This is a genomic window from Streptomyces sp. NBC_00028 (assembly GCF_045041065.1).
In the GTDB taxonomy this organism is placed as follows: domain Bacteria; phylum Actinomycetota; class Actinomycetes; order Streptomycetales; family Streptomycetaceae; genus Streptomyces.
In genome coordinates this window covers 8,686,951-8,712,662 of sequence record NZ_CP108293.1, presented here as the reverse complement: position 1 = coordinate 8,712,662, position 25,712 = coordinate 8,686,951, and the positions used below count along the sequence as shown (strand labels likewise).

Annotated in this window: 27 protein-coding genes; 9 read left to right on the top strand and 18 right to left on the bottom strand. The window is 71.3% G+C overall.

The genetic code is table 11. The features are described 5' to 3' along the window. Positions 1–80: 80 nt before the first annotated feature. From OG885_RS39420 to OG885_RS39390, 7 genes are all read right to left on the bottom strand, one after another. Positions 81–1,412 (bottom strand): MFS transporter, encoded by a 1,332-nt coding sequence (locus tag OG885_RS39420; RefSeq protein ID WP_405740426.1) that lies wholly within the window; start codon positions 1,410–1,412, stop codon positions 81–83. Between the two features lie 124 nt (positions 1,413–1,536). Further along, entirely contained in the window at positions 1,537–2,487 is a 951-nt protein-coding gene (locus tag OG885_RS39415) for a catechol 2,3-dioxygenase (RefSeq protein WP_405740423.1), read from the bottom strand. Further along, positions 2,484–3,578 (bottom strand): 4-oxalomesaconate tautomerase, encoded by a 1,095-nt coding sequence (locus OG885_RS39410; protein ID WP_405740420.1) that lies wholly within the window; start codon positions 3,576–3,578, stop codon positions 2,484–2,486. The genes OG885_RS39415 and OG885_RS39410 overlap by 4 nt, the downstream gene beginning before the upstream one ends. After that, positions 3,575–4,279: a 4-carboxy-4-hydroxy-2-oxoadipate aldolase/oxaloacetate decarboxylase gene (locus OG885_RS39405; protein WP_405740417.1), complete on the bottom strand. Its 705-nt coding sequence runs from the start codon at positions 4,277–4,279 to the stop codon at positions 3,575–3,577. The genes OG885_RS39410 and OG885_RS39405 overlap by 4 nt, the downstream gene beginning before the upstream one ends. Beyond that, positions 4,276–5,025, bottom strand: coding sequence for a PIG-L deacetylase family protein (locus OG885_RS39400; protein ID WP_405740414.1), 750 nt, complete (start codon positions 5,023–5,025; stop codon positions 4,276–4,278). The genes OG885_RS39405 and OG885_RS39400 overlap by 4 nt, the downstream gene beginning before the upstream one ends. Positions 5,026–5,076: 51 nt before the next feature. Then, positions 5,077–5,727 carry a GntR family transcriptional regulator gene (locus OG885_RS39395; RefSeq protein WP_405740411.1) on the bottom strand — a complete coding sequence of 217 codons (651 nt, stop codon included), beginning with the start codon at positions 5,725–5,727 and terminating at the stop codon, positions 5,077–5,079. Positions 5,728–5,844: 117 nt separating this feature from the next. Beyond that, positions 5,845–6,699: a LysR family transcriptional regulator gene (locus tag OG885_RS39390; protein WP_405740409.1), complete on the bottom strand. Its 855-nt coding sequence runs from the start codon at positions 6,697–6,699 to the stop codon at positions 5,845–5,847. Positions 6,700–6,767: 68 nt separating this feature from the next. Here OG885_RS39390 and OG885_RS39385 point away from each other — a divergent pair, with 68 nt between their 5' ends. Next, the gene (locus OG885_RS39385; protein ID WP_405740406.1) at positions 6,768–7,682 is read left to right on the top strand and encodes an EamA family transporter; all 915 of its coding nucleotides are present in this window, start codon (positions 6,768–6,770) and stop codon (positions 7,680–7,682) included. A gap of 18 nt (positions 7,683–7,700) precedes the next feature. Here OG885_RS39385 and OG885_RS39380 read toward each other — a convergent pair whose 3' ends face one another. Together OG885_RS39380 and OG885_RS39375 are read right to left on the bottom strand one after the other, a co-directional pair. Then, positions 7,701–8,417, bottom strand: coding sequence for a response regulator transcription factor (locus OG885_RS39380; RefSeq protein ID WP_405740403.1), 717 nt, complete (start codon positions 8,415–8,417; stop codon positions 7,701–7,703). Positions 8,418–8,462: 45 nt separating this feature from the next. Beyond that, positions 8,463–8,972: a MarR family winged helix-turn-helix transcriptional regulator gene (locus OG885_RS39375; protein WP_405740400.1), complete on the bottom strand. Its 510-nt coding sequence runs from the start codon at positions 8,970–8,972 to the stop codon at positions 8,463–8,465. A 257-nt stretch (positions 8,973–9,229) separates the two neighbouring features. Between OG885_RS39375 and OG885_RS39370 the strand changes: the two genes are divergently transcribed. Continuing rightward, positions 9,230–10,270: a zinc-binding dehydrogenase gene (locus tag OG885_RS39370; RefSeq protein WP_405740397.1), complete on the top strand. Its 1,041-nt coding sequence runs from the start codon at positions 9,230–9,232 to the stop codon at positions 10,268–10,270. A 97-nt stretch (positions 10,271–10,367) separates the two neighbouring features. On the opposite strand, the gene OG885_RS39365 is transcribed toward OG885_RS39370, so the two are convergent. Then, positions 10,368–10,847, bottom strand: a complete 480-nt coding sequence (locus OG885_RS39365) for a hypothetical protein (protein ID WP_405740394.1) — start codon at positions 10,845–10,847, stop codon at positions 10,368–10,370. A gap of 57 nt (positions 10,848–10,904) precedes the next feature. Then, on the bottom strand, positions 10,905–11,039 hold the full coding sequence (locus tag OG885_RS39360; protein ID WP_405740391.1) for a hypothetical protein: 135 nt from the start codon (positions 11,037–11,039) through the stop codon (positions 10,905–10,907). Positions 11,040–11,093: 54 nt separating this feature from the next. On the opposite strand from OG885_RS39360, the gene OG885_RS39355 reads away from it, so the two are divergent. Then, entirely contained in the window at positions 11,094–11,828 is a 735-nt protein-coding gene (locus OG885_RS39355) for a maleylpyruvate isomerase family mycothiol-dependent enzyme (protein ID WP_405743089.1), read from the top strand. A 38-nt stretch (positions 11,829–11,866) separates the two neighbouring features. Here the strand turns inward: OG885_RS39355 and OG885_RS39350 are convergent, their stop codons facing one another. Next, on the bottom strand, positions 11,867–12,262 hold the full coding sequence (locus tag OG885_RS39350) for a MarR family winged helix-turn-helix transcriptional regulator (protein ID WP_405740388.1): 396 nt from the start codon (positions 12,260–12,262) through the stop codon (positions 11,867–11,869). 85 nt (positions 12,263–12,347) lie between these two features. Here OG885_RS39350 and OG885_RS39345 point away from each other — a divergent pair, with 85 nt between their 5' ends. Further along, a complete protein-coding gene (locus tag OG885_RS39345; RefSeq protein ID WP_405740386.1) occupies positions 12,348–13,835 on the top strand; it encodes an MFS transporter in 1,488 nt (495 codons plus the stop codon). A gap of 68 nt (positions 13,836–13,903) precedes the next feature. After that, positions 13,904–14,191, top strand: coding sequence for a DUF6332 family protein (locus OG885_RS39340; RefSeq protein WP_405740384.1), 288 nt, complete (start codon positions 13,904–13,906; stop codon positions 14,189–14,191). Here OG885_RS39340 and OG885_RS39335 read toward each other — a convergent pair. The 3 genes from OG885_RS39335 to OG885_RS39325 all read right to left on the bottom strand — a co-directional run bounded on the left by OG885_RS39335 (position 14,152) and on the right by OG885_RS39325 (position 16,936). Beyond that, the gene (locus OG885_RS39335) at positions 14,152–14,817 is read right to left on the bottom strand and encodes a response regulator (RefSeq protein ID WP_405740381.1); all 666 of its coding nucleotides are present in this window, start codon (positions 14,815–14,817) and stop codon (positions 14,152–14,154) included. The genes OG885_RS39340 and OG885_RS39335 overlap by 40 nt on opposite strands. Beyond that, complete coding sequence (locus OG885_RS39330) at positions 14,814–16,052, bottom strand: sensor histidine kinase (protein WP_405740378.1); 1,239 nt, start codon at positions 16,050–16,052, stop codon at positions 14,814–14,816. The genes OG885_RS39335 and OG885_RS39330 overlap by 4 nt, the downstream gene beginning before the upstream one ends. Positions 16,053–16,225: 173 nt before the next feature. Further along, positions 16,226–16,936 carry a TetR/AcrR family transcriptional regulator gene (locus OG885_RS39325; RefSeq protein ID WP_405740375.1) on the bottom strand — a complete coding sequence of 237 codons (711 nt, stop codon included), beginning with the start codon at positions 16,934–16,936 and terminating at the stop codon, positions 16,226–16,228. A 169-nt stretch (positions 16,937–17,105) separates the two neighbouring features. Between OG885_RS39325 and OG885_RS39320 the strand changes: the two genes are divergently transcribed. Beyond that, complete coding sequence (locus OG885_RS39320; RefSeq protein WP_405740372.1) at positions 17,106–17,561, top strand: nitroreductase family deazaflavin-dependent oxidoreductase; 456 nt, start codon at positions 17,106–17,108, stop codon at positions 17,559–17,561. Between the two features lie 664 nt (positions 17,562–18,225). Here OG885_RS39320 and OG885_RS39315 read toward each other — a convergent pair. After that, positions 18,226–19,500, bottom strand: coding sequence for a geranylgeranyl reductase family protein (locus tag OG885_RS39315; protein ID WP_405740369.1), 1,275 nt, complete (start codon positions 19,498–19,500; stop codon positions 18,226–18,228). 132 nt (positions 19,501–19,632) lie between these two features. On the opposite strand from OG885_RS39315, the gene OG885_RS39310 reads away from it, so the two are divergent. Both OG885_RS39310 and OG885_RS39305 read left to right on the top strand, forming a co-directional pair. After that, on the top strand, positions 19,633–20,988 hold the full coding sequence (locus OG885_RS39310) for a dipeptidase (RefSeq protein ID WP_405740366.1): 1,356 nt from the start codon (positions 19,633–19,635) through the stop codon (positions 20,986–20,988). Further along, positions 20,985–22,013, top strand: a complete 1,029-nt coding sequence (locus tag OG885_RS39305) for a protein kinase family protein (RefSeq protein ID WP_405740363.1) — start codon at positions 20,985–20,987, stop codon at positions 22,011–22,013. The genes OG885_RS39310 and OG885_RS39305 overlap by 4 nt, the downstream gene beginning before the upstream one ends. Here the strand turns inward: OG885_RS39305 and OG885_RS39300 are convergent. Together OG885_RS39300 and OG885_RS39295 are read right to left on the bottom strand one after the other, a co-directional pair. Next, positions 22,010–23,053 (bottom strand): NUDIX domain-containing protein, encoded by a 1,044-nt coding sequence (locus tag OG885_RS39300; RefSeq protein WP_405740360.1) that lies wholly within the window; start codon positions 23,051–23,053, stop codon positions 22,010–22,012. The genes OG885_RS39305 and OG885_RS39300 overlap by 4 nt on opposite strands. Before the next feature lie 138 nt (positions 23,054–23,191). Further along, complete coding sequence (locus OG885_RS39295) at positions 23,192–23,383, bottom strand: hypothetical protein (protein ID WP_126270356.1); 192 nt, start codon at positions 23,381–23,383, stop codon at positions 23,192–23,194. 311 nt (positions 23,384–23,694) lie between these two features. Between OG885_RS39295 and OG885_RS39290 the strand changes: the two genes are divergently transcribed. Continuing rightward, a complete protein-coding gene (locus OG885_RS39290; protein WP_405740357.1) occupies positions 23,695–25,701 on the top strand; it encodes an NPCBM/NEW2 domain-containing protein in 2,007 nt (668 codons plus the stop codon). Positions 25,702–25,712: the final 11 nt, after the last annotated feature.

Below are 25,712 nucleotides of genomic sequence, written 5' to 3'. Positions count from 1 at the left end.
CGACCTCACGCAGGAAGCCGGCCACCGCCCCTGACTTCGCGGTGGCCGGCTTCGGCCTGCTCCCCCTGTGGTGGCTCAGGTCAGTGTGAGCCGACCAGTTCCTGCTCGTTGCCTGTCGGCGTGCTCTGCTTGGCGCTGCGCAGTGCGGCGAAGCCGATGAAGCACATCGACCAGACGCCGGTGATCGCGAAGGCGGTGAAGCCCCAGTCGCCGTTGCCGCTCGCGAGGAGCTGGCCGCCGAGCCACGGGCCGAAGACGGCGCCGAAGCGGCCCATGCCGGAGGTCCAGCCCACGGCGGTGGCGCGGTTGGCAGGGTTGGAGCGGATGGAGACCGTCGCGTAGATCATCGTCTGGGCGCTGTTGAGGAAGACGCCGGTGAGGAAGACGACGACCATGGTCAGCGTCTGGTTCATGTGCGTGCCGAGCAGGAAGACACCCACCGCGGTCAGCGCGAACCACAGGGCCGAGATGCGCGGGGCACCGAACTTGTCGGCGGCCCGTCCGGCGACCAGCATGCCCACGATGCCGCCGATGTTGAAGACGACCACGAAGGTCAGGGCGTCGGCGAGCGCGTAGCCCTCGGTGCGCATCAGGGTCGGCAGCCAGGTGGCGACGCCGTAGACCAGCAGCAGACCGCCGAAGGAGGCGAACCAGTACAGCAGGGTCTGCAGCCACTCGCCGCCGCGGAAGAGGCCGACCAGCGCGTCCCAGCGGTCGGCCGCGGACTTCTTGCCGGCCGCGGCGGGCAGTTCGACGTCGTACTTCGCGGCCAGCGCCGCGGCTTCGTCGGTGCGGCCCTTGGCCACCAGGAAGCTCAGCGACTCGGGCAGGAACTTGGCGAGCACCGGCGCGAACAGCAGCGGCAGCACGCAGACCCAGAACGCCGCGCGCCAGCCGACGGGGTCGATGAGCCACTTGGCGACGTAGGCGGAGAGGATGCCGCCCGCGTGGTGGGCGGTCATCAGGACGCCGATGATGATGGCGCCGCGGCCGCGCGGGGCGTAGTCCGAGACCATGCTGATCGCGGTGGGCAGCAGACCGCCGAGGCCGACGCCGGCGAGGGTGCGGCCGAGGCCGAAGACCTCGACGCTGCCGGAGACGGCGCACAGGCCGGAGGCGAGCGAGAAGAGGGTCACGCAGACGACCATCAGCTTCTTGCGGCCGATCCGGTCGGCCACGGTGCCCGCGGTCAGCGCGCCGACCAGCATGCCGAAGGTGGCGTAGGAGCCGAGGTCGCCGGCCTGGTCGGCGGTGAGGCCGAAGGTCTTGGTGGCGAGCAGGTGCGGCAGCACGGAGCCGTAGATGAACATGTCGAGGCCGTCGAAGAGAACGGCCAGCCAGCACAGTCCGACGACCAGCTTGGCCAGTCTCGCGCCGCGAGCGGATGCGACGAGGGAGGGGGAGGAAGACATCGTTGGTTACCTCTCGTACTTGGTGCGCTAGACGCTAAGGAGCGACCCGCCAAGAGTCAACGTTTTTGTCAACAATCTCATCGACAATCGCTGGCGACCCTTGGCGGACGCCCTTTTGCCCAGCTCAGGCGACCGGCGGTGTCCCGTGCGTGTGGAACGACTCGATGGTCTTCAGGCCCCAGGCCTGCCCCTTCTTCCGCTCCTCCTCGGTCCAGGTGATCAGCGGCCAGTCGGGCGCGAGCACCAGCCGGGTGAGCGGGTTGCACAGCTCGATCCGGTTGCCGCCCGGCTCGTAGACGTAGAGGAAGAACGTCTGCTGGATGGCGTGCTTGTGCGGCCCGGTCTCGATGAACACCCCGCTGTCGATGGCGAGATCGGCCGCGCGCAGGACGTCCTCGCGGGTGTCGGTCGCGAAGGCGATGTGGTGCAGCCGCCCCTCGCTGCCGGTCCAGTCCGAGGTGTAGACGACGTCGTACGACTTGTTCGTGTACGTCAGCCAGCGCGCCGCGATCTTCCCGCTGTCGAGCCGGATCTGCTCGGTGGGCCGGGCGCCGAGGACGTTCTGCTGGAACTCGGCGTTTGCGAGGACGTCGGCGGCGAGGAAGTTGATGTGGTCGAGGCGCCGCACGCCCACACCTCGGTTGGGTTTGGCCTGCGGCTGGTTCTTCAGCGCGGGCCTGAGCTCCTCGGGCGCGCGGTAGTGCTCGCTCTCCCAGTAGAGGGCGTGTTCGTGCCCGTCCGGGTCGGTGGTGACGTAGAGCTTCCCGAGGCCGGGTTCGTCCTCGACCCACTTCCCGGTGCCGCCCGCCGCCTCGTTGGCTTCGATACGGCGGTGGAGGGCCTCCTCGCTGGAGGTGCGCAGGGCGAGCCGACCGAGGCCGGGCTGCTCGCGGGCGGTGAGGACGAGGCTGTGATGCTCGTAGTCGTCGAAGGTCCGCAGATAGACCGTGTCACCGTCCTGGCCGTTGACCGTGAGGCCCAGATAGTCGGTGAAGAAGGCGACGCTGGCGTCCAGGTCGGGGGTGAACAGCTGGGCGTGGCCGATGTGCGCGATGTCGCCGAGGGGCGGAGTCATCGGTGACCTCCTTGGGGTCGTGCGGCGGCCCGGGGGAAGACGGTGCCGTCGAAGATCTTGCGGGCCGTGCGCACCACGGCGGTGCGGCGGGCGGAGGGCAGGCCGTCGGGGGTGGTGCCGAGGCTACTTTCGATATCCAGGAATCCGGTGGGATGTTCTATGCGAATTCGGTCACTTTCCTCGGAAAGCGCCGCCAGCTCCGCGCCCACCCCGCCGGCGATCCGCAGCCCGGCGGCCACACTGGCGGCGCCGAGCACCCCGATCGAGGTGTGGCAGCGCACGGGTATGAAGGTGCGGGTGCAGACCGCGCCGCCCTCGCGGGGCCGGGCGAGCAGGGTGAGCTTGGGGACGGTCGTGTCCGTCACGTCACCGAGTCCCATCAGCCGTCCGGCCGCCAGGCGGATCTCCCGCAGCCGGTCGGCGAGCGTCAGATCCTCCTCCAGGTCCTTGGGCGTCTCGTACCCGGTCACCTTCAGTTCGGTGGCGGCGATCAGCACGGTGGGCATGCCGTTGTCCACACAGGTGACCGGGACCCCGGCGATGACGTCACGGGCGTTGCCGGTGGGCAGCAACTCCCCCGCCCCCGGCGGGAATTCGATGACCACCGCGGCGGCCGTGCCGGGCACCCCGGAGATCCGTGCCTCGCCGGTGTAGTCGACCCGGCCGCCCGGTGTGGGGAAGGTGGCGGTGGCGCGGTCACCGGAGTTGACCATGCGGATACGGACGGAGGTGCGCTCCTCCCCCGCCGGGACCAGTCCGCGTTCGACGGCGAACGGGCCGACGCCGGCGAGGATGTTCCCGCAGTTCTGACGGTCGCTCACCTCGGGGCGGTCGACGGCCACTTGGAGGAAGAGGTAGTCGACGTCGACGTCCGGTGCGGACGAGGGTGACACCACCGCCACCTTGCTGGTGAGCGGGTGTGCCCCGCCGAGGCCGTCGATCTGCCGTTCGTCGGGGCTGCCCATGATGCGCAGGAGCAGCTCGTCACGGACGGCGGGGTCGCCGGGGAGGTCGTCGGCCAGGAAGTAGGCGCCCTTGGAGGTGCCGCCGCGCATCAGCAGACAGGGCACCTCCTCGGGCACGGAGGTCACGGCCGCTCCCCTTCGTACTCCTCGTACGTCCGGTACTCCACACCGAGCCGCTTGAGCGTCTCCCGCAACCCGTAGCGGTCCAGGCCGAGTTGGCCGTCCAGGAACGCGGCCCGGGTGGCGGCCTCCTTGGCCTCGCGGGCCTCCGACTTCTCGACCGTCTCGCGGACGCGCTCGCGCGGGACGACCACGACACCGTCGTCGTCAGCGAGGATCGCGTCGCCGGGGCGGATCAGCTGGCCGTCGACGGCGATCGGTACGTTGACCGAGCCGCCGGTGGCCTTGACGGTGCCCTGCGAGGAGACGGCACGCGACCAGGCGGCGAAGCCCATGTCGCGCAGCTCCTGGGTGTCGCGGATGCCGGTGTTCATCACGACGCCACGAACGCCGCGCTGCTGAAGAGCGGTCGCGAACAGCTCGCCGAACAGGCCGTCCGTGCACGGGGAGGTGGTCGTGACGACCAGGATGTCGCCCTCGCCGCATTGCTCGACTGCGGCGTGGATCATGAGGTTGTCGCCGGGCCAGCTGAGCACGGTCACCGCCGTGCCCGCGACCCGTACGCCCTGCTGCACGGGGCGGATCGCCGGGCCCAGCAGGCCCGTTCGCCCCATCGCCTCGCTCACCGTCGCCACTCCGTAGCCGGCCAGCGCGTCGACGTCCTTCAGCTCCGCCTTGGGCGGGTCGGTGACGATCACGCCGCTCATGCCAGCTCCTTCGCGATCTGCGGGTAGGGGCGCATGTACGCCTCGGCCATGGTCTTGTGGGCCAGGCCCAGGTTCGGCCCTGCGTTGCGCTTGAGCTGGACGCCACGGCGGACGGCGAGGTCGGTGTAGTAGTCCCACAGGTGCTGCTGGGCGCCGAGGCACTCCATGGCCTTGCGCTTGGTGTCCCACACCTCGGTGATGTCGAGGAGGACCTCGGGCTTGAAGCCGCTCATCTCGGGCTGGTGCGGTTCGAAGAAGAACACCGGCGGGGCGCCGATGATCTCGCCGGGGCCGGGGTAGCCGATGGCCTGGGCGAGGACCCGGGCCTCCAGGGCCATACGGTTGGCGGCGGGGTGGTCGCCGTTGTACGGGTCCTCGACGGGGTGGGTGAGCACGACGTCGGGCTGGGTGTCGCGGTACACCTCCACGAGCTGGTCGGTCAGCTCGGGGGTGACCAGCAGCGGGTAGTCGCCGGCGTCGAAGAAGCGGACCTCGGCGCCCAGGGTGGCGGCGGCGCGCTCGGCCTCGTCCCGGCGTATCGCCTTGATCTCCTCGAGTTTCTTCCCCTCGCGCCATGCCTTGGCGGACTCGCCGCGTTCACCGAAGGTCAGACAGGCGATGGTGACCTTCTCGCCGCGCGAGGCCGCCAGGGCGATGGCCCCGCCGGCCCGCCACACGAAGTCACCGGCGTGCGCGGTGACCACGAGGGTGGAGCGTGGGGGGGCGGGCGCGTTGGCCTGGGTCATTGCTGCAATCTCCCTTGGTAACAGGTGAGCGCCCGCCCCGGTCCGTCGCGATCAGTCGCGCAGCGCCTCGATCACGCTGGTGAGGTGGGCGCGGACGGCCTCCTCGGCCGCCTGCGGGTCCCTGGCCCTGATCGCCTCGATCATCGCCAGGTGCTCGTTCAGGGAGTGCTGGGGACGCCCGGGCCGCAGCGCCAACTGGAACCGGTGGCGCACCAGTTGGGCGTTGAGCCGCTCCAGCAGGTCCAGCGCCGTCTGCTGGCCGGAGAACTCCCGGACCTTGGCGTGGAGCTCCTGGTTGAGCTCGGAGTAGGTCACCGGCTCGCCGTCGGCCACGGCCTTGGTCATCGCCGTGCCCAGCTCGGTCAGCTCGGCGAGCTGCTCGTCGCTGGCGGCGACGGCGGCCTTGGCCGCGCAGAGCCCCTCGAGGACCATCCGGCACTCGGTGATGGCGACCGCTTCTTCCACGGTCACCACCCGCACCCGGGAACCCCGGTTGCGGATCCGCTCGACGAGGCCCTGGGCCTCCAGATCGATGAGTGCGGCCCGGATGCTGGCCCGTGTCACACCGAACTGCTCGGCGAGCTCGTTCTCCACCAGCCGCTGTGCCGGTGCCATCTCGCCGTGCAGGATCGCCTGCCGCAGCTGCGCGAGCGCATGCTGTTTGGCCTGCTCCCCGGTGCTCGGACGGGCTTCTTTCGGCATCGTTGCCCTCCCTGAGTGAGTGCCTGTCGAACCTAAATCTAGCCAAACAAGATTGTCAACAATTTTGTCTGCCGTATTGCTTGCATTGATCACGTGAATACCCGGACACGGCCGTGTTCAGCCCTCGCGGTACAGCGCGGTGAGCAGCTCCATCACCGCCTGCGTCGCCGGATGCGGATCGTCCCGCCACCAGGCGAGCCGTACGGCGATCGGCTCCCCGTCGCGCACCGGCCGGTAGACGACGCCGGGCCTCGGGTACTGGTTGGCGGTGGACTCGGCCGTCATCCCGACACACCGGCCGGTGGAGATCACGTTCAGCCAGTCGTCGACGTCATGCGTCTCCTCGGTGGCCGGCCGGGCCTCGGGCGGCCAGAGGTCCGGGGTGGTGGTGCCGGTACGCCGGTCCACCAGGAGCCTCCGCCCCGCGAGGTCCGCCATCCGCACCGACCTGCGCCGGGCCAGCGGATCATCGGCGGCCATCGCACACAGCCGCCGCTCGAGGCCGACGATGGCCGACTCGAACCGCCGGTCGTCCAGGGCACGGCGTACGACGGCCAGATCGCACGCACCCTCCGCGAGGCCGGCGGTCGTCGAGTTGAGGCGCACCAGGTGCAGCTCGGTCTCCGGACGCTCGCGCCCCCAGCGGCGCTGGAAGTCGAGCGTGTGCCGGCCGAGCGCCGCCCAGGCGTAGCCGATCCGCAGCTGGGCGTGGCCCGAGGTGGCGTCACGGACCAGGTCGTCCACCTCGGCGAGCACCCGGCGGGCGTGCGCGACGACCCGTACGCCGGTCCCGGTCGGGGTGACCGCGCGCGAGGTGCGCCGCAACAGCCGTACACCCAGGGCTCGTTCTAGGGAGGCCAGGGTGCGGGAGACGGCCGCCTGGGAGACGCCGAGGGCGAGGGCGGCGTCGGTGAAGGTGCCCTCGTCGACGATGGCGACGAGACAGCGCAGCTGCCGGAGCTCCACATCCATGACCGAAGCGTATAGATGCCCCGGCGAATGCATTTTGCGCAAGCGATGCGAACACCCACGATCGGCGTATGCAAGGAGCCCCCGCCCGCCCCACCGCAGCCCCTCCCCTGCCCGCCGCTGCCCGGGAGCGCTCGGGTGTCTCCGTCGCCGGGGTGGCCACGATGGCCGGCAGCGGTCTGTCGAACCAGGTCGGTGCCGCGATCGGCTCGCTCGCCTTCCCCGTCATCGGCCCCATTGGGGTGGTGACGGTACGTCAATATGTCGCCGCAGCCGTGCTGTTGACGGTCGGCAGGCCGAGGCTGCGGTCGTTCACCTGGCGGCAGTGGTGGCCGGTGCTGCTGCTGGCCGTGGTGTTCGGGACGATGAACCTGTCGCTCTACACGGCCGTCGACCGCGTCGGTCTGGGGCTGGCGGTGACCCTGGAGTTCCTGGGCCCGCTGGGCATCGCCCTCGCGGCGACCCGGCGGCGCGTGGACGCGTTCTGCGCCCTGCTCGCGACCGCGGGGGTGGTGACGCTGATGCGACCGCAGCCCTCCACGGACTACCCCGGGATGGGGCTCGGTCTGCTGGCCGCGGCCTGCTGGGCGTCGTACATCCTGCTCAACCGCACCGTCGGCGGCCGCCTGCCCGGCGCGCAGGGCCCGGCGGCCGCGGCGGCGGTGTCGGCCCTGATGTTCCTGTCGGTCGGCATCGTGGTCGCCGTGCGCCATCCGCCCACCCTGGGGGCGGCGGGGTGCGCGGTGGCCGCCGGTCTCCTGTCCTCGGCGGTCCCCTACCTCGCCGACCTGTTCACGCTGCGGCGGGTGCCGGCGCCGGTGTTCGGCCTGTTCATGAGCGTCAACCCGGTCCTGGCGGCCGTGGTCGGGTGGGTGGTCCTCGGGGAAGGGCTGGGGTGGCCCGAGTGGACGGGCATCACGGCGGTGGTCGGGGCGAACGCGATCGGGATTCTCACGGCGCGACCGACTGCGCGGCCCTCCGGGTGACGGCCGCGTGACCGCCCCTCACAGGGACCAACTCCCCAGCCAGTAACCGAATCCCCGCCGGGTGTGGATCAGCGCGGGCTCCTCCAGGTCCACCTTCTGCCGCAGCCGTGAGACGAGCTTCTCGATCGCCTGGTGCCCTCGGAACTCCCCCCACACATGCCGGCTGATCTGCTCCTTCGACAGCACCCGTCCCGCGTTGGCGAGCAGGTGACGCAGCAGCCGGTACTCGGCGGGGGTGAGGTCGAGCGGCCGGGGCCCGCGGCGCGCACGGCACGTGATGTCGTCCAGAACCAGGTCGCCGTGGCCCCGCATGGCGTCGCGTGATCCAGGGACCCGGCGGCGCAGCAGCACCTGCGCCCTGGCCAGGACCTCGGCGACACGCACCGGTTTGATGACGTAGTCCTCCCCGCCCAGACCGAGTTCGGGCAGCAGACGGTGGAGGGAGTCGCAGGAGGCGAGGTAGAGGAGCGGAGGGCGGTCGGCGGGGGCGATACGGCGGCCCCGGGCGAGGTGTCTGAGGTCCGGCAGCGCGGCGTCCAGGACGATTAGGTCGAACCGCTGCCGGGTGAGGCGGACCATGCCCTCGGTGCCACTGGCCGCGGTGCCGACCTGGTAGCCGGCCAACTCCAGTGTAGTGGTGAGCAGTTCGGTGTCGCCGGGGTCGTCGGCGACGACCAGGACATGCTGTCCGCTGCCGCGGTGCGGCGACGGTTTCTCCATGAGATCCGCGTACATGGCATGACCAATCGTGGGGGGGCGGATGCCTTGACGCCGGTGCGGTCAGGCGGAGTGCGTGGGATCGACACGGACCTCGGCATGGCCGACGAAGTCGTCGACGAGCCGGTGGAAGAGCGCGGCCAGCCGGCGCAGGTCGTCGTCGGACCAGTCGGCCAGGGCCACTTCGAGCGTGCGGCGGCCGACCTCGCGTATACGGGTGACCGCGGCGAGTCCCTCGTCGGTGATCTGGACGCGCTGGGCGCGCCGGTCGTCGGGGTCGGCGACCCGGATCACATACCCTCCTCGTTCCAACTGCCGGAGTTGGCGGGTGACATGGGAGGCCTCCACGGAGAGCCGGACGGCCAGCACGCCGGGGCGCATCGGCTCGCTCTCGGCGATGTGCCGCAGGATCGCCACGGCCGCCCGGTCGAGGCGCAGGCCGGCCACCGCCATCAGCCGCTCGTGCCGCCGGGACCGGCCGACCAGATAGGCGGCGCGGGTCAGCACGCGCTCGATCTCGGTCAGTGTGGCGGACGCGGGCACGGGCGCCGTGGCGGGCGGCTCTGCGGTCATGACCCCAGCCTAAAGGTGCTTGCCTAACTTAAGCAACGCATTTGATTGCTTGACTTAAGTAACACATGTACGCTTGCCTAACTCAAGTAACGGGGTCGCATTGAGCGGATGCGGCCCTTCGCGCCCAGCCCGTGGGGACGGGGTACGGCGCGGTCACCGGGCCGGCGGCGGGACACTCCCCCGTCCGCCGCCGGGCCCGGTGACATTCGTCGCGGGACTTCCAGAGGTCCCGGCACTCCAGAGAGCGAGCCCCGCCCATGGCCACCATGAAGTCCGTCCTGACCGCCAAGGACAAGGTCGACGTCCAGGACGTGGAGCGCCCTGTACCCGGTCCCAAGGACGCGCTCGTACGCATCCGCGCCTGCGGCATCTGCGGCACCGACACCTTCTTCCTCCATCTGGGCGGCATGCCCGCCGGCGCCGACGGGTCCATGCGGGCCATCCCGCTGGGCCACGAGCCGGCCGGCGAGATCATCGAGGTGGGCGCCGAGGTCACCGACGTCGCGGTCGGTGACCGGGTCGTCGTCAATCCGCAGGGCGTGCCCTCGGGCATCATCGGCTGCGGCGGCGCGCACGGGGCGATGAGCGAGTATCTGCTGATCGAGGGCGTCGAGACCGGCAAGAACGTCGCTGTCTTCCCCGGCACCGTGCCCTTCGAGGTCGCCTCCCTCAACGAGCCGATGGCGGTGGCCCGGCACTGCGTCAACCGCTCGGAAGCCCAGCCCGCCGACAAGGTGGTGGTCTTCGGTGCCGGGCCCATCGGGCTGGGCGCGACGATCTGGCTGAAGCTGCGCGGCGTCGAGCATGTGGTCGTCGCCGATGTCCTCCCCGAGCGGCTGGAGACCGCGCTGGCCGTCGGCGCCGACGCCGTCATCAACTCGGCGACCGAGGACATCACCGAGCATCTCACCGCACTCCACGGCCAGGCCGCCAACGCCCTCGGCCAGCCCCGCCCCGGCACCGACGTCTACATCGACGCCGCCGGCGCCCCCGCCGTCTTCCAGGCCGTCGTCGACAACGCGAAGTGGCACGCCAAGCTGGTCATGGTCGCTGTACAGAAGAGGTCCGACGCGATCGACCTCGGCGGCATGCTGCGCAGCGAACTCACGCTGATCGCCTCGCAGGGCTACCCCACCGAGATCTTCGAGGTGACGCCCGAACTCGTCGAGCACCACGAACGCTTCGCCCGCCTCATCAGCCACCGCGTCCCGTTCACCGACGTCGCCCACGCCTTCGAACTCGCCCTCACCCCGGGCGCCGCCGAGAAGGTCGTGGTCACCTTCGACGACCCGGCATGACCGGCGCCGACCGCCCGCCGACCCCGGCCTTCGAGCGGCCGACCGGGCGGGCGGTCACGCCCGTGCACACCTCCGTGTCCCGTGGCGGTGAAGGGCGTCACTGATCGTCAAGAGCCTCCTGCCGGGCCAGGAACTCCTCGAACGCCGCCCGTTGCCTCGGATCCATGAAGCCGTGGCGGACCCGGTCGGCCTGTTGCCTGAGCCAGTACGCCTCCTCGGGATCCAGCAGCTCGGCGACCACCACTCCCTGGCGAGCAACCGCCGTACGTCCTCCCACGCGGCGCCGGAACAACGTGAACGCGCCGTATTCCAACGGGTGGGCCAGTTCAGGCTCCTCCGTCGTGGTCTCGGCGGGATGCTCCTCCCCCGTGTCACTGCCCGGGTAGGCGGCAGGCGCCCAGTGCTCCCAGAGCGCCAGCGTCGCCGCGGGCACCAGCATCGCGCGTTCCGCCTTCTCCCGCCCCTCCCACAGGAACGTGACCGTGACGGGCTCACCGACCGCCTCGGCCAGCCCGAGCACCCTCTCCATCTCGTCGTCGACCGGTTGCCCCACCACTACATCGACCTCAATGCCCATACCGCGTGAGGCTACTGGCCGCCTCGGACAGGCCGGCGGGTTGCCCAGCCCTCGTGATCAGGCGATGGCCGGCGCCGCGGTGGAAACGTTCTCCGGGGGCGTGCCCGCGGAGGGCACCCCATCGCCACCGACCGGGAAGACGGCGCCCGGCACGAGGCCGAGCTGGTCGACGTACCTATACGGCAGACTCACCCCATGGACATCTCCACGGACACCCCCTCGGACTCCCTCTCGGACGACGCCCCGTTGGGCACCGCCGAGTTCATCCGGATCCTCGACCGGGAGGGCCGCCTGCTCGCCGACGCCGCGGAGGAGGCCGGCAGCGACGCCAAGGTGCCGACCTGCCCGGAGTGGCAGGTGCGGGATCTCGTACGGCACACCGGCGCGGTGCACCGCTGGGCGACCGCGTTCGTCGCCGAGGCGTACCCGTCGCCCCGCCCGCCCGGTGACGAGCCCGACCTCGACGGCGCCGACCTCGTGACCTGGTTCCGGGAGGGGCACGCGAACCTCGTGCGCACCCTGACCGCCGCGCCCGCCGACCTGAGGTGCTGGCACTTCCTGCCCGCCCCGTCCCCGCTCGCGTTCTGGGCGCGCAGGCAGGCGCACGAGACGGCCGTGCACCGGTTCGACGCGCAGAGCGCCCGCGGCGGTACGCCCAGCGAGCTCAGCCCCCGCTTCGCCGCCGACGGCGTCGACGAACTGCTGCGCGGCTTCCACGCCCGACCCAAGAGCAGGGTGCGCAGCGAGGAGCCCCGGGTGCTGCGGGTGCGGGCGACGGATGTGGACGACGCCGTGTGGACCGTACGGCTGACTCAGGAGCCGCCCGTCGCCGAGCGGGGCGAGGCGGGGGACGCGGAGTGTGAGATCGCCGGGCCCGCGGCGGAGTTGTACCTGTCGCTGTGGAACCGGGTGCCGTTCCCGAACGTGAGCGGTGACGGCTCGCTCGCCGACCTCTGGCGCGACCGGTCCGCCATCGGCTGAGCCAGGCGCAGGTCTGCCTGCCCTCAACCAGCCTGGGCTCAGCCCGAGTTCAACATCCGCGTCAACACCGCACGCTGCACCGGCAGCACCTCGCCGTGCAGCGTGCGCCCCTTGTCCGTGAGGCCCACCCGGACGCCGCGCCGGTCCTCGGCACACATGCCACGCTCGACGAGCCCGTCCTTCTCCAGGCGGGCGATCAGCCGCGACAGCGCGCTCTGGCTGAGATGGACCCGGTCGGAGATCTCCTGGACGCGGTAGAAGCAGGCGCTGTCCTTCGCGCGCCCGTCGGCGAGGACATCGAGGACCTCGAAGTCGCTTGCGCACAGGCCGTGTTGATGGAGTGCGCGGTCGAGTTCGCACTGGGTGCGCGCATGCAGCGCCAGGATGTCCCGCCACTGCTCCGCGAGCGCCTGCTCGGCCTTCTTCGCCGCCATGGGCGCACCGTAGCAGAGAGCAAGAATTATTGCACCGTAATTAAATGCGCTTGCATTCGATGCATGCGCATGTAGTGTCTCCGGCATGACCTCTCCGCTCACCACCCCTACGCCCGACGGGCGTTGGACCCCCCGGCTGTGGGGCACCCTGCTGGTGCTCTGCGCCGCGATGTTCCTGGACGCGCTGGACGTGTCGATGGTCGGCGTCGCCCTGCCGTCCATCGGTGCCGAACTCGGCCTGTCCACCTCGACCCTGCAATGGATCGTCAGCGGCTACATCCTGGGCTACGGCGGGCTGCTGCTGCTCGGCGGACGCGCCGCCGACCTGTTGGGCCGCCGCCAGGTCTTCCTGGTCGCCCTCGCCGTCTTCGCCCTCGCCTCCCTGCTCGGCGGACTCGTCGACTCCGGGCCGCTGCTGATCGCCAGCCGTTTCGTCAAGGGCCTGAGCGCCGCGTTCACCGCACCCGCCGGCCTCTCCATCATCACCACGACCTTCGCCGAGGGCCCGCTGCGCAACCGCGCCCTGTCGATCTACACCACCTGCGGCGCCACCGGCTACTCGATGGGCCTCGTCTTCTCCGGCCTACTGACGGAGGCCAGTTGGCGGTACACGATGCTGCTGCCCGCACCCGTCGCGCTCATCGCCCTCGTCGTCGGCATGAAGCTGCTGCCGCGCACCGCGCGCGAGAAGAACAGCGGCGGCTACGACATCCCGGGCGCCGTTCTCGGCACCGCCTCGATGCTGTTGCTGGTCTTCACCGTCGTGGAAGCGGCCGAAGTCGGCTGGGGCTCCGCCCGGACCGTCCTTTCCTTCCTCGCGGTCGCCGCCCTCCTCACCGCGTTCGTGGCCGTCGAACGGCGCAGCCCGAGTCCGCTCATCCGGCTCGGCGTCCTGCGCTCCGGCCCCCAAGTCCGGGCTCAGCTGGGCGCGTTGACGTTCCTCGGCAGCTACATCGGCTTCCAGTTCCTGGTCACGCTGTACATGCAGCAACTGCTCGGCTGGTCGGCGCTGCACACCGCCCTGGCCTTCCTGCCCGCGGGCGCACTCGTGGCGCTCTCCGCGACGAAGGTGGGCACCGTCATCGACCGTGTCGGCACTCCCCGGCTGATCGTGGTCGGCTTCGCCCTGATGGTCGTCGGCTATCTGCTCTTCCTGCGCATCGACCTCGACCCCGCCTACGCCGCGGTGATCCTGCCGACCATGCTCCTGGTCGGCGCGGCCTTCGCCCTGACCTTCCCCTCCCTCAACGTCCAGGCCACCAACGGAGTCGGCGAACACGAGCAGGGCATGGTGTCGGGCCTGCTCAACACCTCCGTGCAGGTGGGCGGCGCGCTGTTCCTGGCCGTGGTGACCGCGGTCATGACCGCCAACGCCCCGCAGGACCCCGCCGCCTCGAAACAGGCCGTCCTCGACGGCTATCTGCCCGGCCTCGTCGTCGTCACCGGCATCGCGGTCGCGGGCCTGCTGATCTCCCTCACCGGTCTGCGTGTCCGCCGCCCCCGGCAGCCGTCCGTGGTGGTCGCCAAGTCCACCTCCCAGGAGGAGGCGGAGCGCGTCGTCGTACGCGACTGACCGTGTCCTTCCCGGTGCCCGGCGGAGCCTGCTTGCTCCGCCGGGCACCCGGCTGTGAGACTCGTCGTATGACCACACACGGGGGACGACCGGATCAGGCCAGGCGGGACGCGATCACCGTCGAGATCGGATACGCGCTGTTCAGCGCGGCGTTCGCGGCGGCCGTCGTGTTCGGGGCGGTCGCGGGACCGGCGTTGCTCTTCGAACTGCCGGACACGCTGGAGAAGGTGCTGATCCGCGTCGGACTCTGGATCGCCCCCGTGCTGTTCGCGGCCCGAGTCATCAGCGTGCTGCTCCGCTTCCGCCGGGACGCCGCTCAGCCCAGCCAGCCCGGCCGCACCAACCCCGACTCATAGGCCAGCACCACGAGTTGGGCCCGGTCACGGGCGCCCAGCTTCACCATCGTGCGGCTGACGTGGGTCTTCGCGGTGAGCGGGCTGACCACCAGCCGGCGGGCGATCTCCTCGTTGGACAGTCCGATGCCGACCAGGGCCATCACCTCACGCTCGCGTTCCGTGAGCCCCGCGAGGGCGCCCTCGGCCGCCGGCTCCTTGGAACGGGCCGCGAACTCGGCGATCAACCGGCGCGTCACACCCGGCGACAGCAACGCGTCGCCCTCGACCACCGCCCGTACGGCGCGCAGGAGTTCCTCCGGCTCGGTGTCCTTGACCAGAAAGCCGGAGGCGCCCGACCGGATCGCCTCGAAGACGTACTCGTCGAGTTCGAAGGTCGTCAGCATGACCACCTTCACGTCCGCCAGCTCACCGTCACCGGTGATACCGCGGGTCGCGGCGAGCCCGTCGAGCACCGGCATGCGGATGTCCATCAGGACGACATCGGGGCGGAGTTCGCGGACCATGCGCAGCGCCTCCGCGCCGTCGGACGCCTCCCCGGCCACCTCGATGTCCGGCTGCGCGTCGAGCAGCGCACGGAATCCGGCCCGTACCAGTGACTGGTCGTCGGCGAGCAGTACGCGGATCACCGGTCGTCCTCCTTGGGGTTGACCTGCAACGGCAGTACGGCGAGCACCCGGAAGCCCCCGTCGGACCGCGGTCCCGCCTCGATCGTGCCACCCAGTGCGGCGGCCCGCTCCCGCATTCCGGCCAGCCCGTTGCCGCTGCCGCCCGCGTCGGCGCCGGTCGCGGGGCCGTCGTCGTCGATGCGCAGTCGCAGCGCCGTACCGTCCCCGGAATCGAGGCGCACCCGCGCGTGCCGCGATCCCGAGTGCCGTACGACGTTGGTCAGGGCCTCCTGGACGATGCGGAACGCGGCGAGGTCCGTGCCGGGCGGCAGCCTGGGCGCCGCGCCCTCGACCGCCACGGTCAGGCCGGTGCGCGCGGCCTGCTCCACCAGCTCGGGCAGGCGGCCGAGGCCGGGGGCGGGAGCGCGGGGCGCGTCTCCGGGGGCGCGCAGGGTGTCGAGGACCTGGCGGACCTCGCCGAGCGCCTCCTTGCTGGCGGCCTTGATGGTGGTGAGCGCGGTGCGGGCCTGTTCGGGGTCGCTGTCCAGGAGGGCGAGGCCGACGCCGGCCTGCACATTGATCACGGAGATGCTGTGGGCGAGGACGTCGTGCAGTTCGCGGGCGATCCGCAGCCGCTCCTCGTCGGCCCGCCGTCGCGCCGCCTGGGCCCGCTCGGCCCGCTCCCGCGCCCACTGCTCCCGCCGGGTCCGGGCCAGCTCCGCCACGGCCACGATCGCGACGGCCCACGCCGCGACCACGCCCTGCGACCCCCAGGAGGCGGCCGCGTCCCCGGACGGCGGCAGCCACCGGTAGAGCCAGTGGGCCACCAGCAGATGTCCGACCCAGAGCCCGCCGAGCGCGGTCCAGGCGGCCGTACGGTGTCCGGCGACGACGGCGCTGAAGCAGGCCACCGCGACGGCCACGAAGACGGGCCCATAGGGATATCCGGCACCGAGATAGAGCATCGTGGCGGCCGCCGTGCCGAACACGACGACCACCGGGTACCGGTGGCGCCACAGCAGCAGCCCGGCCGCGAGGACGAGAAGCACGCGCGCGAAGGTGTCGAGCGGCGCCCGGTCCGCCACCTGCTCCTGCGCCGCGAAGCGGGAACCACCGAGCACGAAGGCCGTGATCAGCACGGTGGAGGGCCAGGGCAACCGGGAGGCGCCGCCCTCGTCGCCCCACCGGTTCCACCACGGCGGCCCGTGCCACCACCACAGCGGCGGACCGCCTCCGCGCACGCGCTGCTCGTCCATGTCCGCCACGCTAGACGCCACCGGCCGCGCGGGGCGTCAGCCGGGCGAGGTCATCACGGGTACTCCCCGGGAAGTACGGGGGCCTGACCACGACGTACACGTCCCGCTCCGAGAAGTACGTCCACCGGGCCCCGCCCTCTCGGATGCCCGCACCGATCGAGCCCGGGCGTCCCCTATCCCCCGTACACCAGCCCGACCCCGTGGGCGAGTTCGCCCACCGCGTGCCGGAAGAAGGTCGCCCGGTCCTCGACCACCCGGTTGAACTGCCCGAACAGCTCGAACCCGATCAGCCCGTAGAGCTGGGCCCAGGCCGCCACGAGCGCGGTGACCGTCTCCGGGGGGAGGTCGGGGGCGAGGTCGGCGGTCATGCGCTCGGCCTCGGGGCGCAGTTCGGCGGGCAGTCGGGGCTTGGCGAGGCCGCGGCCCTGATACGCCTCACGGGTGATGCCGATGAGGAGCAGCCCGACCCGGGAGGCGGCCGGGACCGTCGCCTGAGGGGCGCTGTATCCGGGCACCGGGGAACCGTAGATCAGCGCGTACTCGTGCGGATTCCCCAGAGCCCAGCCGCGTACCGCCTCGCAGACCGCGACCCAGCGCTGTGCGGGCGCGGCGCCCGCGGCTTTGTGGTGCGCGGCTTCGGCGCTCTCGCCGAGGGAGTTGTAGGCGTCGATGATGAGCGCGGTGAGCAGGTCGTCACGGCTGGGGAAGTAGCGGTAGAGCGCGGAGGAGACCATGCCGAGCTCACGTGCCACGGCGCGCAGTGAGAGCTTGGCGGCGCCGTCGACCGCGAGCTGTCTGCGCGCCTCGTCCTTGATGGCCGCGGTGACTTCGATACGGGCGCGCGCTCGGGCGCCGCGGGGGGTGCTGTCGTCTGCGGGGCTCATGAGAGCCAGTGTCCCATGAAAGGAGAGCAGTGCACACAAACGAGAGCGCCGATATAAATCGAGAGCACTGCTCTTGCTTTGGAGCACCGATCCGGTGCAGACTGAAGGCGAAGCGAGAGCACCGCTCACAAAAGAGAGCAGCGCTCCACACAATCCCCTGGGGGACCTCATGGCCGCGTCCACGCACGTCAAGAAGCCCGGCTGGTTCACCATCAACGTCTTCAACCGCCTCGTGGCCTGGCTGACCCGCCGCGGCCTCAGCGTCTGGGGCTCCCGGGTGCTCGCCGTCCGCGGCCGCAAGAGCGGCGAATGGCGGACCACACCCGTGAACCTGCTGACCGTCGACGGGCAGCACTACCTCCTCGCCCCGCGCGGTCACGTCCAGTGGACGCACAACATGCGCGCCGCCGGCGGCGGAGAGCTGCACCTTGGCAAGAACGTCGACGTGTTCACCGCCGTCGAGGTCGCCGACGACGACAAGGTCGCGCTGCTGCGCGCCTATCTCAAGCGCTGGAAGGCCGAGGTCGGCGTCTTCTTCGACGGAGTCGGCCCTGACTCCCCCGACGCCGACCTGCGCCGCATCGCCCCCGACCACCCGGTCTTCCGCATCACGATCACGAGCTGACCCCGCTCACCACGACCGCCACCGCGCTCCGCCGGTGCCGACACCCTCCACGGCGGACGCGTACGCACCACAGGCGGACGCCTGCGCGCCACACAGGCGGACGTCCGGCACGCCAGGCCGACGCCCCCGCGCTACGGGCCGACGCCCGCCGCACCACAACGAGCCGACGCCCCGCACTACGACAGGCCGAGAAGCCGGGGACGAGTGCCACGGCGGCGTCACCCACCGCGGCGGCGTCACCCACCGGCCGGGCTGCGGCATCCGGCATCCGGCATCTTCAACACCAGCCACCGGGCGAGCTCCCTCAGGCGGCCAGGACCGCACTCCGCCACTTACGCCGCTCCCACGGCCGCCGCCAGACACCACGACCGCCGCCACTCCCCGGCCGACGCCGCGCACCCCACGCCGACGCCGCGCACTCCCCGGCCGACGCCACGCACGACAGGCCGACGTCCCGCTTCCCCGCTGGCACGACCTTTGCCGCCGACACCACGTCTCACCACCGACGCCACGTGAAATCACCGGCACCACGCCTGCCCGCCGCCCCCCACCCGACGCCCGCCTCACTCACCGGCGCGGCGCCACCCCACCGGCGGAGCCCGCACCTCACCGGCGGACCCCGTACGTCACCGGCGAACCCCGTACGTCACCGGCGGCCCCTACGTCAGGAGCCCGCCTCGCCGTCGGCGGGAGCAGTCGGCGCGGTCGGCTCGGCCGGTGTCGGAAGACCGATCCGCCGGTCCAGCGCCGCCAGCGCCCGTTGCGCCATCGGACGCCCCCGCACCATCTCCCCGAGCGACGTCGACCCGCGGGTGATCTCCATGAACGCCCGCCAGGCCGGCCGGAACCCGGTCAGCGCGGCGTGGAACAGCCCCGGGCGACGCTCGAACGCCAGCAGCAGACGCCTGCCGACGCTCATCTCCACGCCCAGCCCCGCCTTGATCGCGAAGGCGTAGTTCAGGGCCTGGCGCCGGGTGTCCACGGCGTCGTGCGCCTCGGCGATCCGCACCGCCCACTCCCCCGCGAGCCGCCCCGAACGCAGCGCGAACGAGATCCCCTCGCGGGTCCACGGCTCAAGGAGCCCCGCCGCGTCCCCGCACACCAGCACCCGGCCCCGCGACAGGGGCGAGTCATCGGCGCGGCAGCGGGTCAAGTGCCCGGAGGAGATGCTCGGTTCGAAGCCGGCGAGGCCGAGCCGGGCGATGAAGTCCTCCAAGTACCGCTTGGTGGCGGCGCCTTCACCGCGCGCGGAGATGACCCCGACCGTCAGCGTGTCGCCCTTGGGGAACACCCAGCCGTAACTGCCCGGCATGGGCCCCCAGTCGATGAGCACCCGCCCCTGCCAGTCCTCCGCGACCGTCTCCGGCACCGGGATCTCCGCCTCCAGGCCGAGATCGACCTGGTCGAGCTTCACCCCGACATGTGCTCCTATGCGGCTGGCGCTGCCGTCCGCGCCGACCACGGCGTGCGCCAGCACCGTCTCGCCGCCCTGGAGGACGACGGCGACCGTGCGCCGGTCCGGGACCGCCGAGCCGTGCTGCTCGACGCGCTGGACGGTGACGCCCGTACGCAGCTCGGCGCCCGCCTTCTGGGCGTGCTCGACGAGCTGCTGGTCGAACTCGGGCCGGTTGATCAGCCCGAACAGCATCTGCTTGGAGCGGCGGGTGCGGGTGAAGCGGCCGTTGTGCGAGAACGTCACCGCGTGCACCCGGTCCCTGAAGGGCAGTTCGAAGCCCGGTGGCAGGGCGTCGCGCGAGGGGCCGATGATGCCGCCGCCGCACGTTTTGTAGCGGGGCAGCTCCGCCTTCTCCAGCAACAGCACACGCCGCCCGGCCACAGCCGCCGCATAGGCGGCCGAGGCCCCCGCGGGTCCCGCGCCCACCACGACGACGTCCCACACCTGCTGCGCGTCGTCCGCCGAAGAGTTCTCGCTGGTCACGATGGTCTGCCGCTCCGATCAAGCCGCTTGCCGCTGCTGCCTTGTGCATCCTACGACCGCCATCGCCGCAGGCCACTGTGGGAGGATCTCTCCACCCACACGTACAACGTCGCACCTACAAGGAGCGTGCCCATGTCGTCGAATCCGGTCGCCGAGACCGTCGCCTCGCTGATGCCCCGGGCGAAGGCGGAGCTCACCGAACTGGTGGCGTTCAAGTCGGTGGCGGACTTCGACCAGTTCCCCAGGAGCGAGAGCGAGGGCGCGGCCCGCTGGGTCGCGGACGCGCTCACCGCCGAGGGTTTCCAGGACGTGGCGCTGCTCGACACCCCGGACGGCACCCAGTCGGTGTACGGCTACCTGCCCGGCCCCGAGGGCGCGAGAACGGTCCTGCTGTACGCGCACTACGACGTGCAGCCGCCGCTGGACGAGAGCGCCTGGACGACTCCGCCGTTCGAGCTCACCGAGCGGGACGGCCGCTGGTACGGGCGCGGTGCCGCCGACTGCAAGGGCGGCGTGATCATGCACCTGCTCGCGCTGCGCGCCCTGAAGGCGAACGGCGGTGTGCCGGTGCACGTCAAGGTGATCGCCGAAGGCTCGGAGGAAATGGGCACGGGCGGTCTGGAGCGCTACGCCGAGGCCCACCCGGAGCTCCTTGAGGCCGACACCATCGTGATCGGCGACGCGGGCAACTTCCGCGTCGGCCTGCCGACGGTGACGACCACCCTGCGCGGCATGACCCTGGTCCGTGTCCAGGTCGACACCCTCGCGGGCAACCTGCACTCCGGCCAGTTCGGCGGCGCGGCGCCCGACGCGCTGGCCGCGCTGATCCGCGTACTGGACTCGCTGCGCGCCGAGGACGGTTCGACGACGGTCGACGGGCTGGCCCCCGAGACGGCGTGGGACGGTCTTCAGTACGACGAGGAGCAGTTCCGGCAGGACGCCAAGGTGCTGGACGGAGTGGAGCTCATCGGTTCCGGCACGGTCGCGGACCGTATCTGGGCGCGTCCGGCCGTGACGGTCCTCGGCATCGACTGCCCGCCGGTCGTCGGCGCCACCCCGTCCGTGCAGGCGGGCGCCCGGGCTCTGGTGAGCCTGCGGGTGCCGCCGGGTACGGACGCCGCCGAGGCGACGAAGCTGCTCCAGGCCCACCTGGAGACGCGTACGCCGTGGGGGGCGCGGGTGCGCACCGAGCAGGTCGGTCAGGGCCAGCCCTTCAGCGCCGACCCGACGAGCCCGGCGTACACGGCGATGGCCGAGGCGATGTCGGTGGCGTACCCGGGTCAGGAGATGCAGTACGCGGGTCAGGGCGGCTCCATCCCGCTCTGCAACACCCTCGCCGCCCTCTACCCGGGCGCGGAGATCCTGCTGATCGGCCTGAGCGAGCCCGAGGCGCAGATCCACGCGGTCAACGAGAGCGTCTCCCCGGAGGAGTTGGAGCGGCTGTCGGTGGCCGAGGCCCTGTTCCTGCGCAACTACGCGGCGATGTGAACCGCCTGACCGCACATTCCGACATCGGTATATCCCTGGCTCGTCTCGACGACCACGACCTCGCCGGGCTCGTGGCGTCGGGGCGGGCACTGGGCACCGGAATCGGCGGCCGGGCCACGCTCGTCGAGGCGGCCGGCCGACCGGTGTTCGTGAAACGGGTGCCGCTCACCGACATCGAGCGGCACCCGGACCATGTGCGGTCCACGGCGAACGTCTTCGGCGTGCCGACCTACTGCCACTACGGCATCGGAGCGATCGGCGGGCCGGGCTTCGGGGCGTGGCGTGAACTCTCGGTCCACACGATGACGACCGACTGGGTGCTGTCCGGCCGGTACACGGGCTTTCCGCTGCTGCACCACTGGCGGGTGCTGCCCGACTCGCCCCAGCCGCTTCCGGCCGAACTGGCCGACGTGGAGCGGACGGTGGCGTACTGGGGTCCGGGTGTGCGTGAGCGCGTCGAGGGGCTGCGGACGGCGTCCGCGAGCCTGGCGCTGTTCCTGGAGTACGTGCCGTACACCCTGCACGACTGGTTGGACGTGCAGGTGCGCACCAGCCACGCCGACCGCGCCTGCTCCCTGGTGGAGCGGGGCCTGCGGTCCGTCACCGACTTCCTCCACGCGCGCGAACTCCTGCATTTCGACGCCCACTTCAAGAACATCCTCACCGACGGCCGGCAGCTCTACCTCGCCGACTACGGCCTCTCCCTCTCCGCCCGCTTCCAACTGGCCCCGCACGAGCGGGACTTCTTCGCGCGGCATCGCCATTACGACCGCGCCTACACGGCGAGCTACCTGGTGAACTGGCTCACCGTCGCGCTGCACGGCTACGGCCCCGACGACCGGCGGTCGTTCATCGAAGCGTGTGCCGAGGGCATGCGGCCCAGGGGCATCCCCCGGGCCGCCGCGAGCATCCTCGTCCGCCACGCGCGCGTGGCCTCGCTCATGGGCGACTTCGACCGCCGGTTCCAGCGGGAGAGCAGGACGACGCCGTATCCGACGGACGAACTGAGACTGGCGAGCGCCTAACCCACCGGAATCCCGGCCTCCAGGTACAGCGCCGCCCCGCGTTCCCGCGCCCGCAGCGCCCAGCGCAGCCGCTCGTAGCGGACGGGAGGCAGCAGGTCGGCGGCCTCCTCCTCGTCGGCGAAGCGCCACGCGCGCAGTTCGGGCCCCGGCAGCAGCAACCGTCCGGCCTCGGCCGAGTCGAGCCGGCCGCCGTCGAAGAGGAGGCGCAGACCGCCGTATCCGGGTGGCGCGGGTTGTTCCCAGTCGACGACCAGCAGACGTGGTACGTCGTCCAGCTCGATCCCGGTCTCCTCGGCGACCTCGCGCATGCCCGCGCGCGCGGGAGCCTCGCCGGGTTCGACGACGCCGCCGGGAAACTCCCAGCCGGCCTTGTAGGTGGGGTCGACGAGGAGCACCCGGTCCCGCTCGTCGAAGAGGAGAACGCCGGCGGCGACGGTCTCGGCGGTCGGCTCGGGGGTCTGCACGATGTCGCAGACGGGCACGGTGCCGGATCCGACCGCCTCGGCGATCCGGGCGGCCGTCTCGTACGGGGTGAGGGCGCTGGTGTCGACCAGATGGGCGTCGGCGGTGAGCCAGGAGGCGAGGGCGGTGCGGTACGGCTCGATGTGGTCGTACGACCACTGCCGTACGCGTATCTCGCCGTCCGGGAGGTCGGGCGGGATGTCCCGCCCGGCTATTCGCTCGCGCAGGATCGTTTCCGCCGGGGCGAGGAGGAGATGCTGGACGCTGATGCGGCGGGCCGCGAGGCCGCCGAAGATCTCGTCGCGGTACTCCTGGCGCAGCAGGGTCATGGGGACCACGAGGGTCCCGCCGAGCTCGGCGAGCATGGCTGCCGCCGTGTCGATCACGAGGCGGCGCCAGATCGGCAGGTCCTGGTGGTCGCCGACCTCGGCGAGGTGTTTGGGCGGGAGCAGGTGCGCGAGCGCTCCGCCGATCACCTCGGGGTCGAAGAGTGTGCTGTTCGGGAGCAGTTCGATCAGTTCCCGTGCGGCGGTGGTCTTCCCCGCACCGAACGCGCCGTTGATCCAAACGACGGTCACGGTTCCCCCTCTTCTGTTGGCCCCCTGAGGCTTGCCCGCTCCACCCTGCCACGGAAACCAGCCCCAGTTGAGGGCCCACGTACGACGGTGCCGGCGCCCCCTGCGGCGAGGGGCGCCGGCACCGTGGTCCAGCTCTCGTCAGTCGTTCTGGCCGAGGGCGTTCTTGTCGACGGCCAGGCTGTCGCTGGCGATGGTGTGGTCGAGGGTGCTGAGGGTCTTGTCGACGTCGAGGTCGGTGAGATTGTCGCCGACGGCGTGGGACGGGGTGATCGCGGCGACGACGAAACCGGTGGCCAGGGAGGCGATGGCAGCCATGGTGCGCTTCTTCATGCCCGGTTCAACTGCGAAACCGGTCAGGGGTCACGCCCCGCTCCGCACGGGCACCCGGCCGGCTCCGGCACGAGCGCGGAGCACGAGCTCGCGGGCGACGTCGCCCCGTGAGTCCGCCATGGCCTTCAGGTCGGCCGACGTGGAGCGGCAACTGACGCTGCGGCCGGCCACGTCCCAGCGCATTTCACAAAGTAGACCGTGTTCAAAACGCAGGGCTTCCGCCGCCCCGCGCGACAGGCGGTCTACCGGGATCACACCGCGGCGCGTACATGTAGTCATCCCATCTTTCGCCGGTACGGAGGAACGTAACGATGCGTCACCTTCACACCCGCACAACCCGTGGCCGAGTGGTCGGAGCACTCACCGCCGCACTGCTCGCCGCCGCAGGACTCGCCGCGCCCCCGGCGCAGGCCGCCGCCCCCGCCCTGGACGACGGTCTCGCCCTCACCCCGCCCATGGGCTTCAACAACTGGAACTCCACGCACTGCCGTGCCGAGTTCAACGAGGCCATGGTCAAGTCGATCGCGGACATCTTCGTGGACAAGGGCCTCAAGGACGTCGGATACCAGTACGTCAACCTCGACGACTGCTGGGCCCTGCCCGACCGGGACGCGAACGGCAAGCTCGTACCGGACCCCGCCCGCTTCCCCAACGGGATCAAGGCGGTCGCGGACTACGTCCACTCCAAGGGCTTGAAGTTCGGCATCTACACGAGCGCGGGCACCAAGACGTGCAACACCGCGGGATTTCCCGGTGCGTTGGGCCATGAGTACAGCGACGCCCAGCAGTTCGCGGACTGGGGCGTGGATTACCTCAAGTACGACAACTGCAACAACCAGGGCGTGGACGCCAGAACGCGCTACACGACCATGCGCGACGCCCTGCGAGCGACCGGCCGGCCCATCGTCTACAGCATCTGCGAGTGGGGTGAGAACAAACCCTGGGAGTGGGCGTCCGACGTGGGCCATCTGTGGCGCACGACCGGCGACATCAGCGACAACTGGGGCTCGATGCTCTCGATCCTGAGGCAGAACCTCCCCCTCGCCGAGCACGCCGGCCCCGGGCACTGGAACGACCCGGACATGCTGGAGGTCGGCAACGGCGGCATGACGGACACCGAGTACCGCTCACACTTCTCCCTGTGGTCGATCATGGCCGCGCCTCTCCTCATCGGCTCCGACCTGCGCAACGCGAGCGACGCCACCTACGAGATCCTCGGCAACAAGGAGGTCGTCGCGGTCGACCAGGACCCGCTCGGCAAGCAGGGCACCGTCGTCTCCTCGGAGGGCGGCCGGTGGGTCATCGCCAAGCAGATGCGGGACGGCAGCCGCGCGGTGGCCCTGTTCAACGAGTCCGGCACCCCGCAGCGCGTCGCCACGACCGCCGCGGCCGTCGGCCTGCCCGCCGCCGACGCCTACACGCTGCGCGACCTGTGGCAACACCGGAGTTACAACACCGCGGGCACCATCGCGGCGACCGTCCCGGCGCACGGCACGGTCCTCGTACGGGTCTCCGCCGACCCCGCGTGGGCCAAGCACCCGCCGGCCGTGGAACTCGGTCTGGATGGCAGCCCGTTGATCGAGGCCGGCACCCAGGCCGCGCTGACGAGCTCGGTCACCGACCTGGGCCGCACCCCGGCCCGGCAGGTCTCCGTCGCCCTCACCGGCCCCGCGGGCTGGTCGGTGCGCGCCACCTCGGCGACCACGGCGGCCGTCCTGCCGACGAGCCGTTCCCTGCGTACCGGATGGACGGTGACCGCACCCGCCGGGACGCCTGCGGGGTCGTACGACCTGACGCTCAAGGCGAGTTACCGCTCACCGGCCGGTGTCCGCGTCACCACCGCCCTGACCGTGGCGGTGTCCGTGGTGGTGCCGCCGCCCTCGGGTACCTCCGAGCTGAGTGACCTTCCGTGGCTGTCGGCCCTCAGCGGATGGGGGCCGGTGGAGCGCGACACCAGCAATGGGGAGAACGCCGCGGGCGACGGACATCCGATCACCATCGGCGGCGTGGTGTACGCCAAGGGCCTCGGTGTGCACGCCCAGAGCATCATCGAGTACTACACGGGCAAGACGTGCGAGACGGTCAGCGCGAACGTCGGCGTCGACGACGAGAAGGGTGCCGCCGGGACGGTCGCCTTCGAGATCTGGGCGGACGGCACCAAGGTCGCCTCGACCGGGGTCCTCACCAACGCGATGCCGGCCCAGCCGCTCACCGCGGACGTCACCGGCGCCCAGGTGGTCCGGCTCGTCGTCACCGACGGCGGCGACGGCCTCGACTCGGACCACGCGGACTGGGCGGACGCCCGGTTGAGCTGCTGAGGTCCGCCGGC

What these genes read in the sequence shown, in the direction of transcription:
- OG885_RS39420 (WP_405740426.1), bottom strand. Translation starts at nt 1,412, where the DNA reads ATGTCTTCCTCCCCCTCCCTCGTCGCATCCGCTCGCGGCGCGAGACTG.
- OG885_RS39415 (WP_405740423.1), bottom strand. Translation starts at nt 2,487, where the DNA reads ATGACTCCGCCCCTCGGCGACATCGCGCACATCGGCCACGCCCAGCTG.
- OG885_RS39405 (WP_405740417.1), bottom strand. Translation starts at nt 4,279, where the DNA reads ATGAGCGGCGTGATCGTCACCGACCCGCCCAAGGCGGAGCTGAAGGAC.
- OG885_RS39400 (WP_405740414.1), bottom strand. Translation starts at nt 5,025, where the DNA reads ATGACCCAGGCCAACGCGCCCGCCCCCCCACGCTCCACCCTCGTGGTC.
- OG885_RS39395 (WP_405740411.1), bottom strand. Translation starts at nt 5,727, where the DNA reads ATGCCGAAAGAAGCCCGTCCGAGCACCGGGGAGCAGGCCAAACAGCAT.
- OG885_RS39390 (WP_405740409.1), bottom strand. Translation starts at nt 6,699, where the DNA reads ATGGATGTGGAGCTCCGGCAGCTGCGCTGTCTCGTCGCCATCGTCGAC.
- OG885_RS39385 (WP_405740406.1), top strand. Translation starts at nt 6,768, where the DNA reads ATGCAAGGAGCCCCCGCCCGCCCCACCGCAGCCCCTCCCCTGCCCGCC.
- OG885_RS39380 (WP_405740403.1), bottom strand. Translation starts at nt 8,417, where the DNA reads ATGTACGCGGATCTCATGGAGAAACCGTCGCCGCACCGCGGCAGCGGA.
- OG885_RS39375 (WP_405740400.1), bottom strand. Translation starts at nt 8,972, where the DNA reads ATGACCGCAGAGCCGCCCGCCACGGCGCCCGTGCCCGCGTCCGCCACA.
- OG885_RS39370 (WP_405740397.1), top strand. Translation starts at nt 9,230, where the DNA reads ATGGCCACCATGAAGTCCGTCCTGACCGCCAAGGACAAGGTCGACGTC.
- OG885_RS39365 (WP_405740394.1), bottom strand. Translation starts at nt 10,847, where the DNA reads ATGGGCATTGAGGTCGATGTAGTGGTGGGGCAACCGGTCGACGACGAG.
- OG885_RS39350 (WP_405740388.1), bottom strand. Translation starts at nt 12,262, where the DNA reads ATGGCGGCGAAGAAGGCCGAGCAGGCGCTCGCGGAGCAGTGGCGGGAC.
- OG885_RS39345 (WP_405740386.1), top strand. Translation starts at nt 12,348, where the DNA reads ATGACCTCTCCGCTCACCACCCCTACGCCCGACGGGCGTTGGACCCCC.
- OG885_RS39340 (WP_405740384.1), top strand. Translation starts at nt 13,904, where the DNA reads ATGACCACACACGGGGGACGACCGGATCAGGCCAGGCGGGACGCGATC.
- OG885_RS39330 (WP_405740378.1), bottom strand. Translation starts at nt 16,052, where the DNA reads ATGGACGAGCAGCGCGTGCGCGGAGGCGGTCCGCCGCTGTGGTGGTGG.
- OG885_RS39325 (WP_405740375.1), bottom strand. Translation starts at nt 16,936, where the DNA reads ATGAGCCCCGCAGACGACAGCACCCCCCGCGGCGCCCGAGCGCGCGCC.
- OG885_RS39320 (WP_405740372.1), top strand. Translation starts at nt 17,106, where the DNA reads ATGGCCGCGTCCACGCACGTCAAGAAGCCCGGCTGGTTCACCATCAAC.
- OG885_RS39310 (WP_405740366.1), top strand. Translation starts at nt 19,633, where the DNA reads ATGTCGTCGAATCCGGTCGCCGAGACCGTCGCCTCGCTGATGCCCCGG.
- OG885_RS39295 (WP_126270356.1), bottom strand. Translation starts at nt 23,383, where the DNA reads ATGAAGAAGCGCACCATGGCTGCCATCGCCTCCCTGGCCACCGGTTTC.
- OG885_RS39290 (WP_405740357.1), top strand. Translation starts at nt 23,695, where the DNA reads ATGCGTCACCTTCACACCCGCACAACCCGTGGCCGAGTGGTCGGAGCA.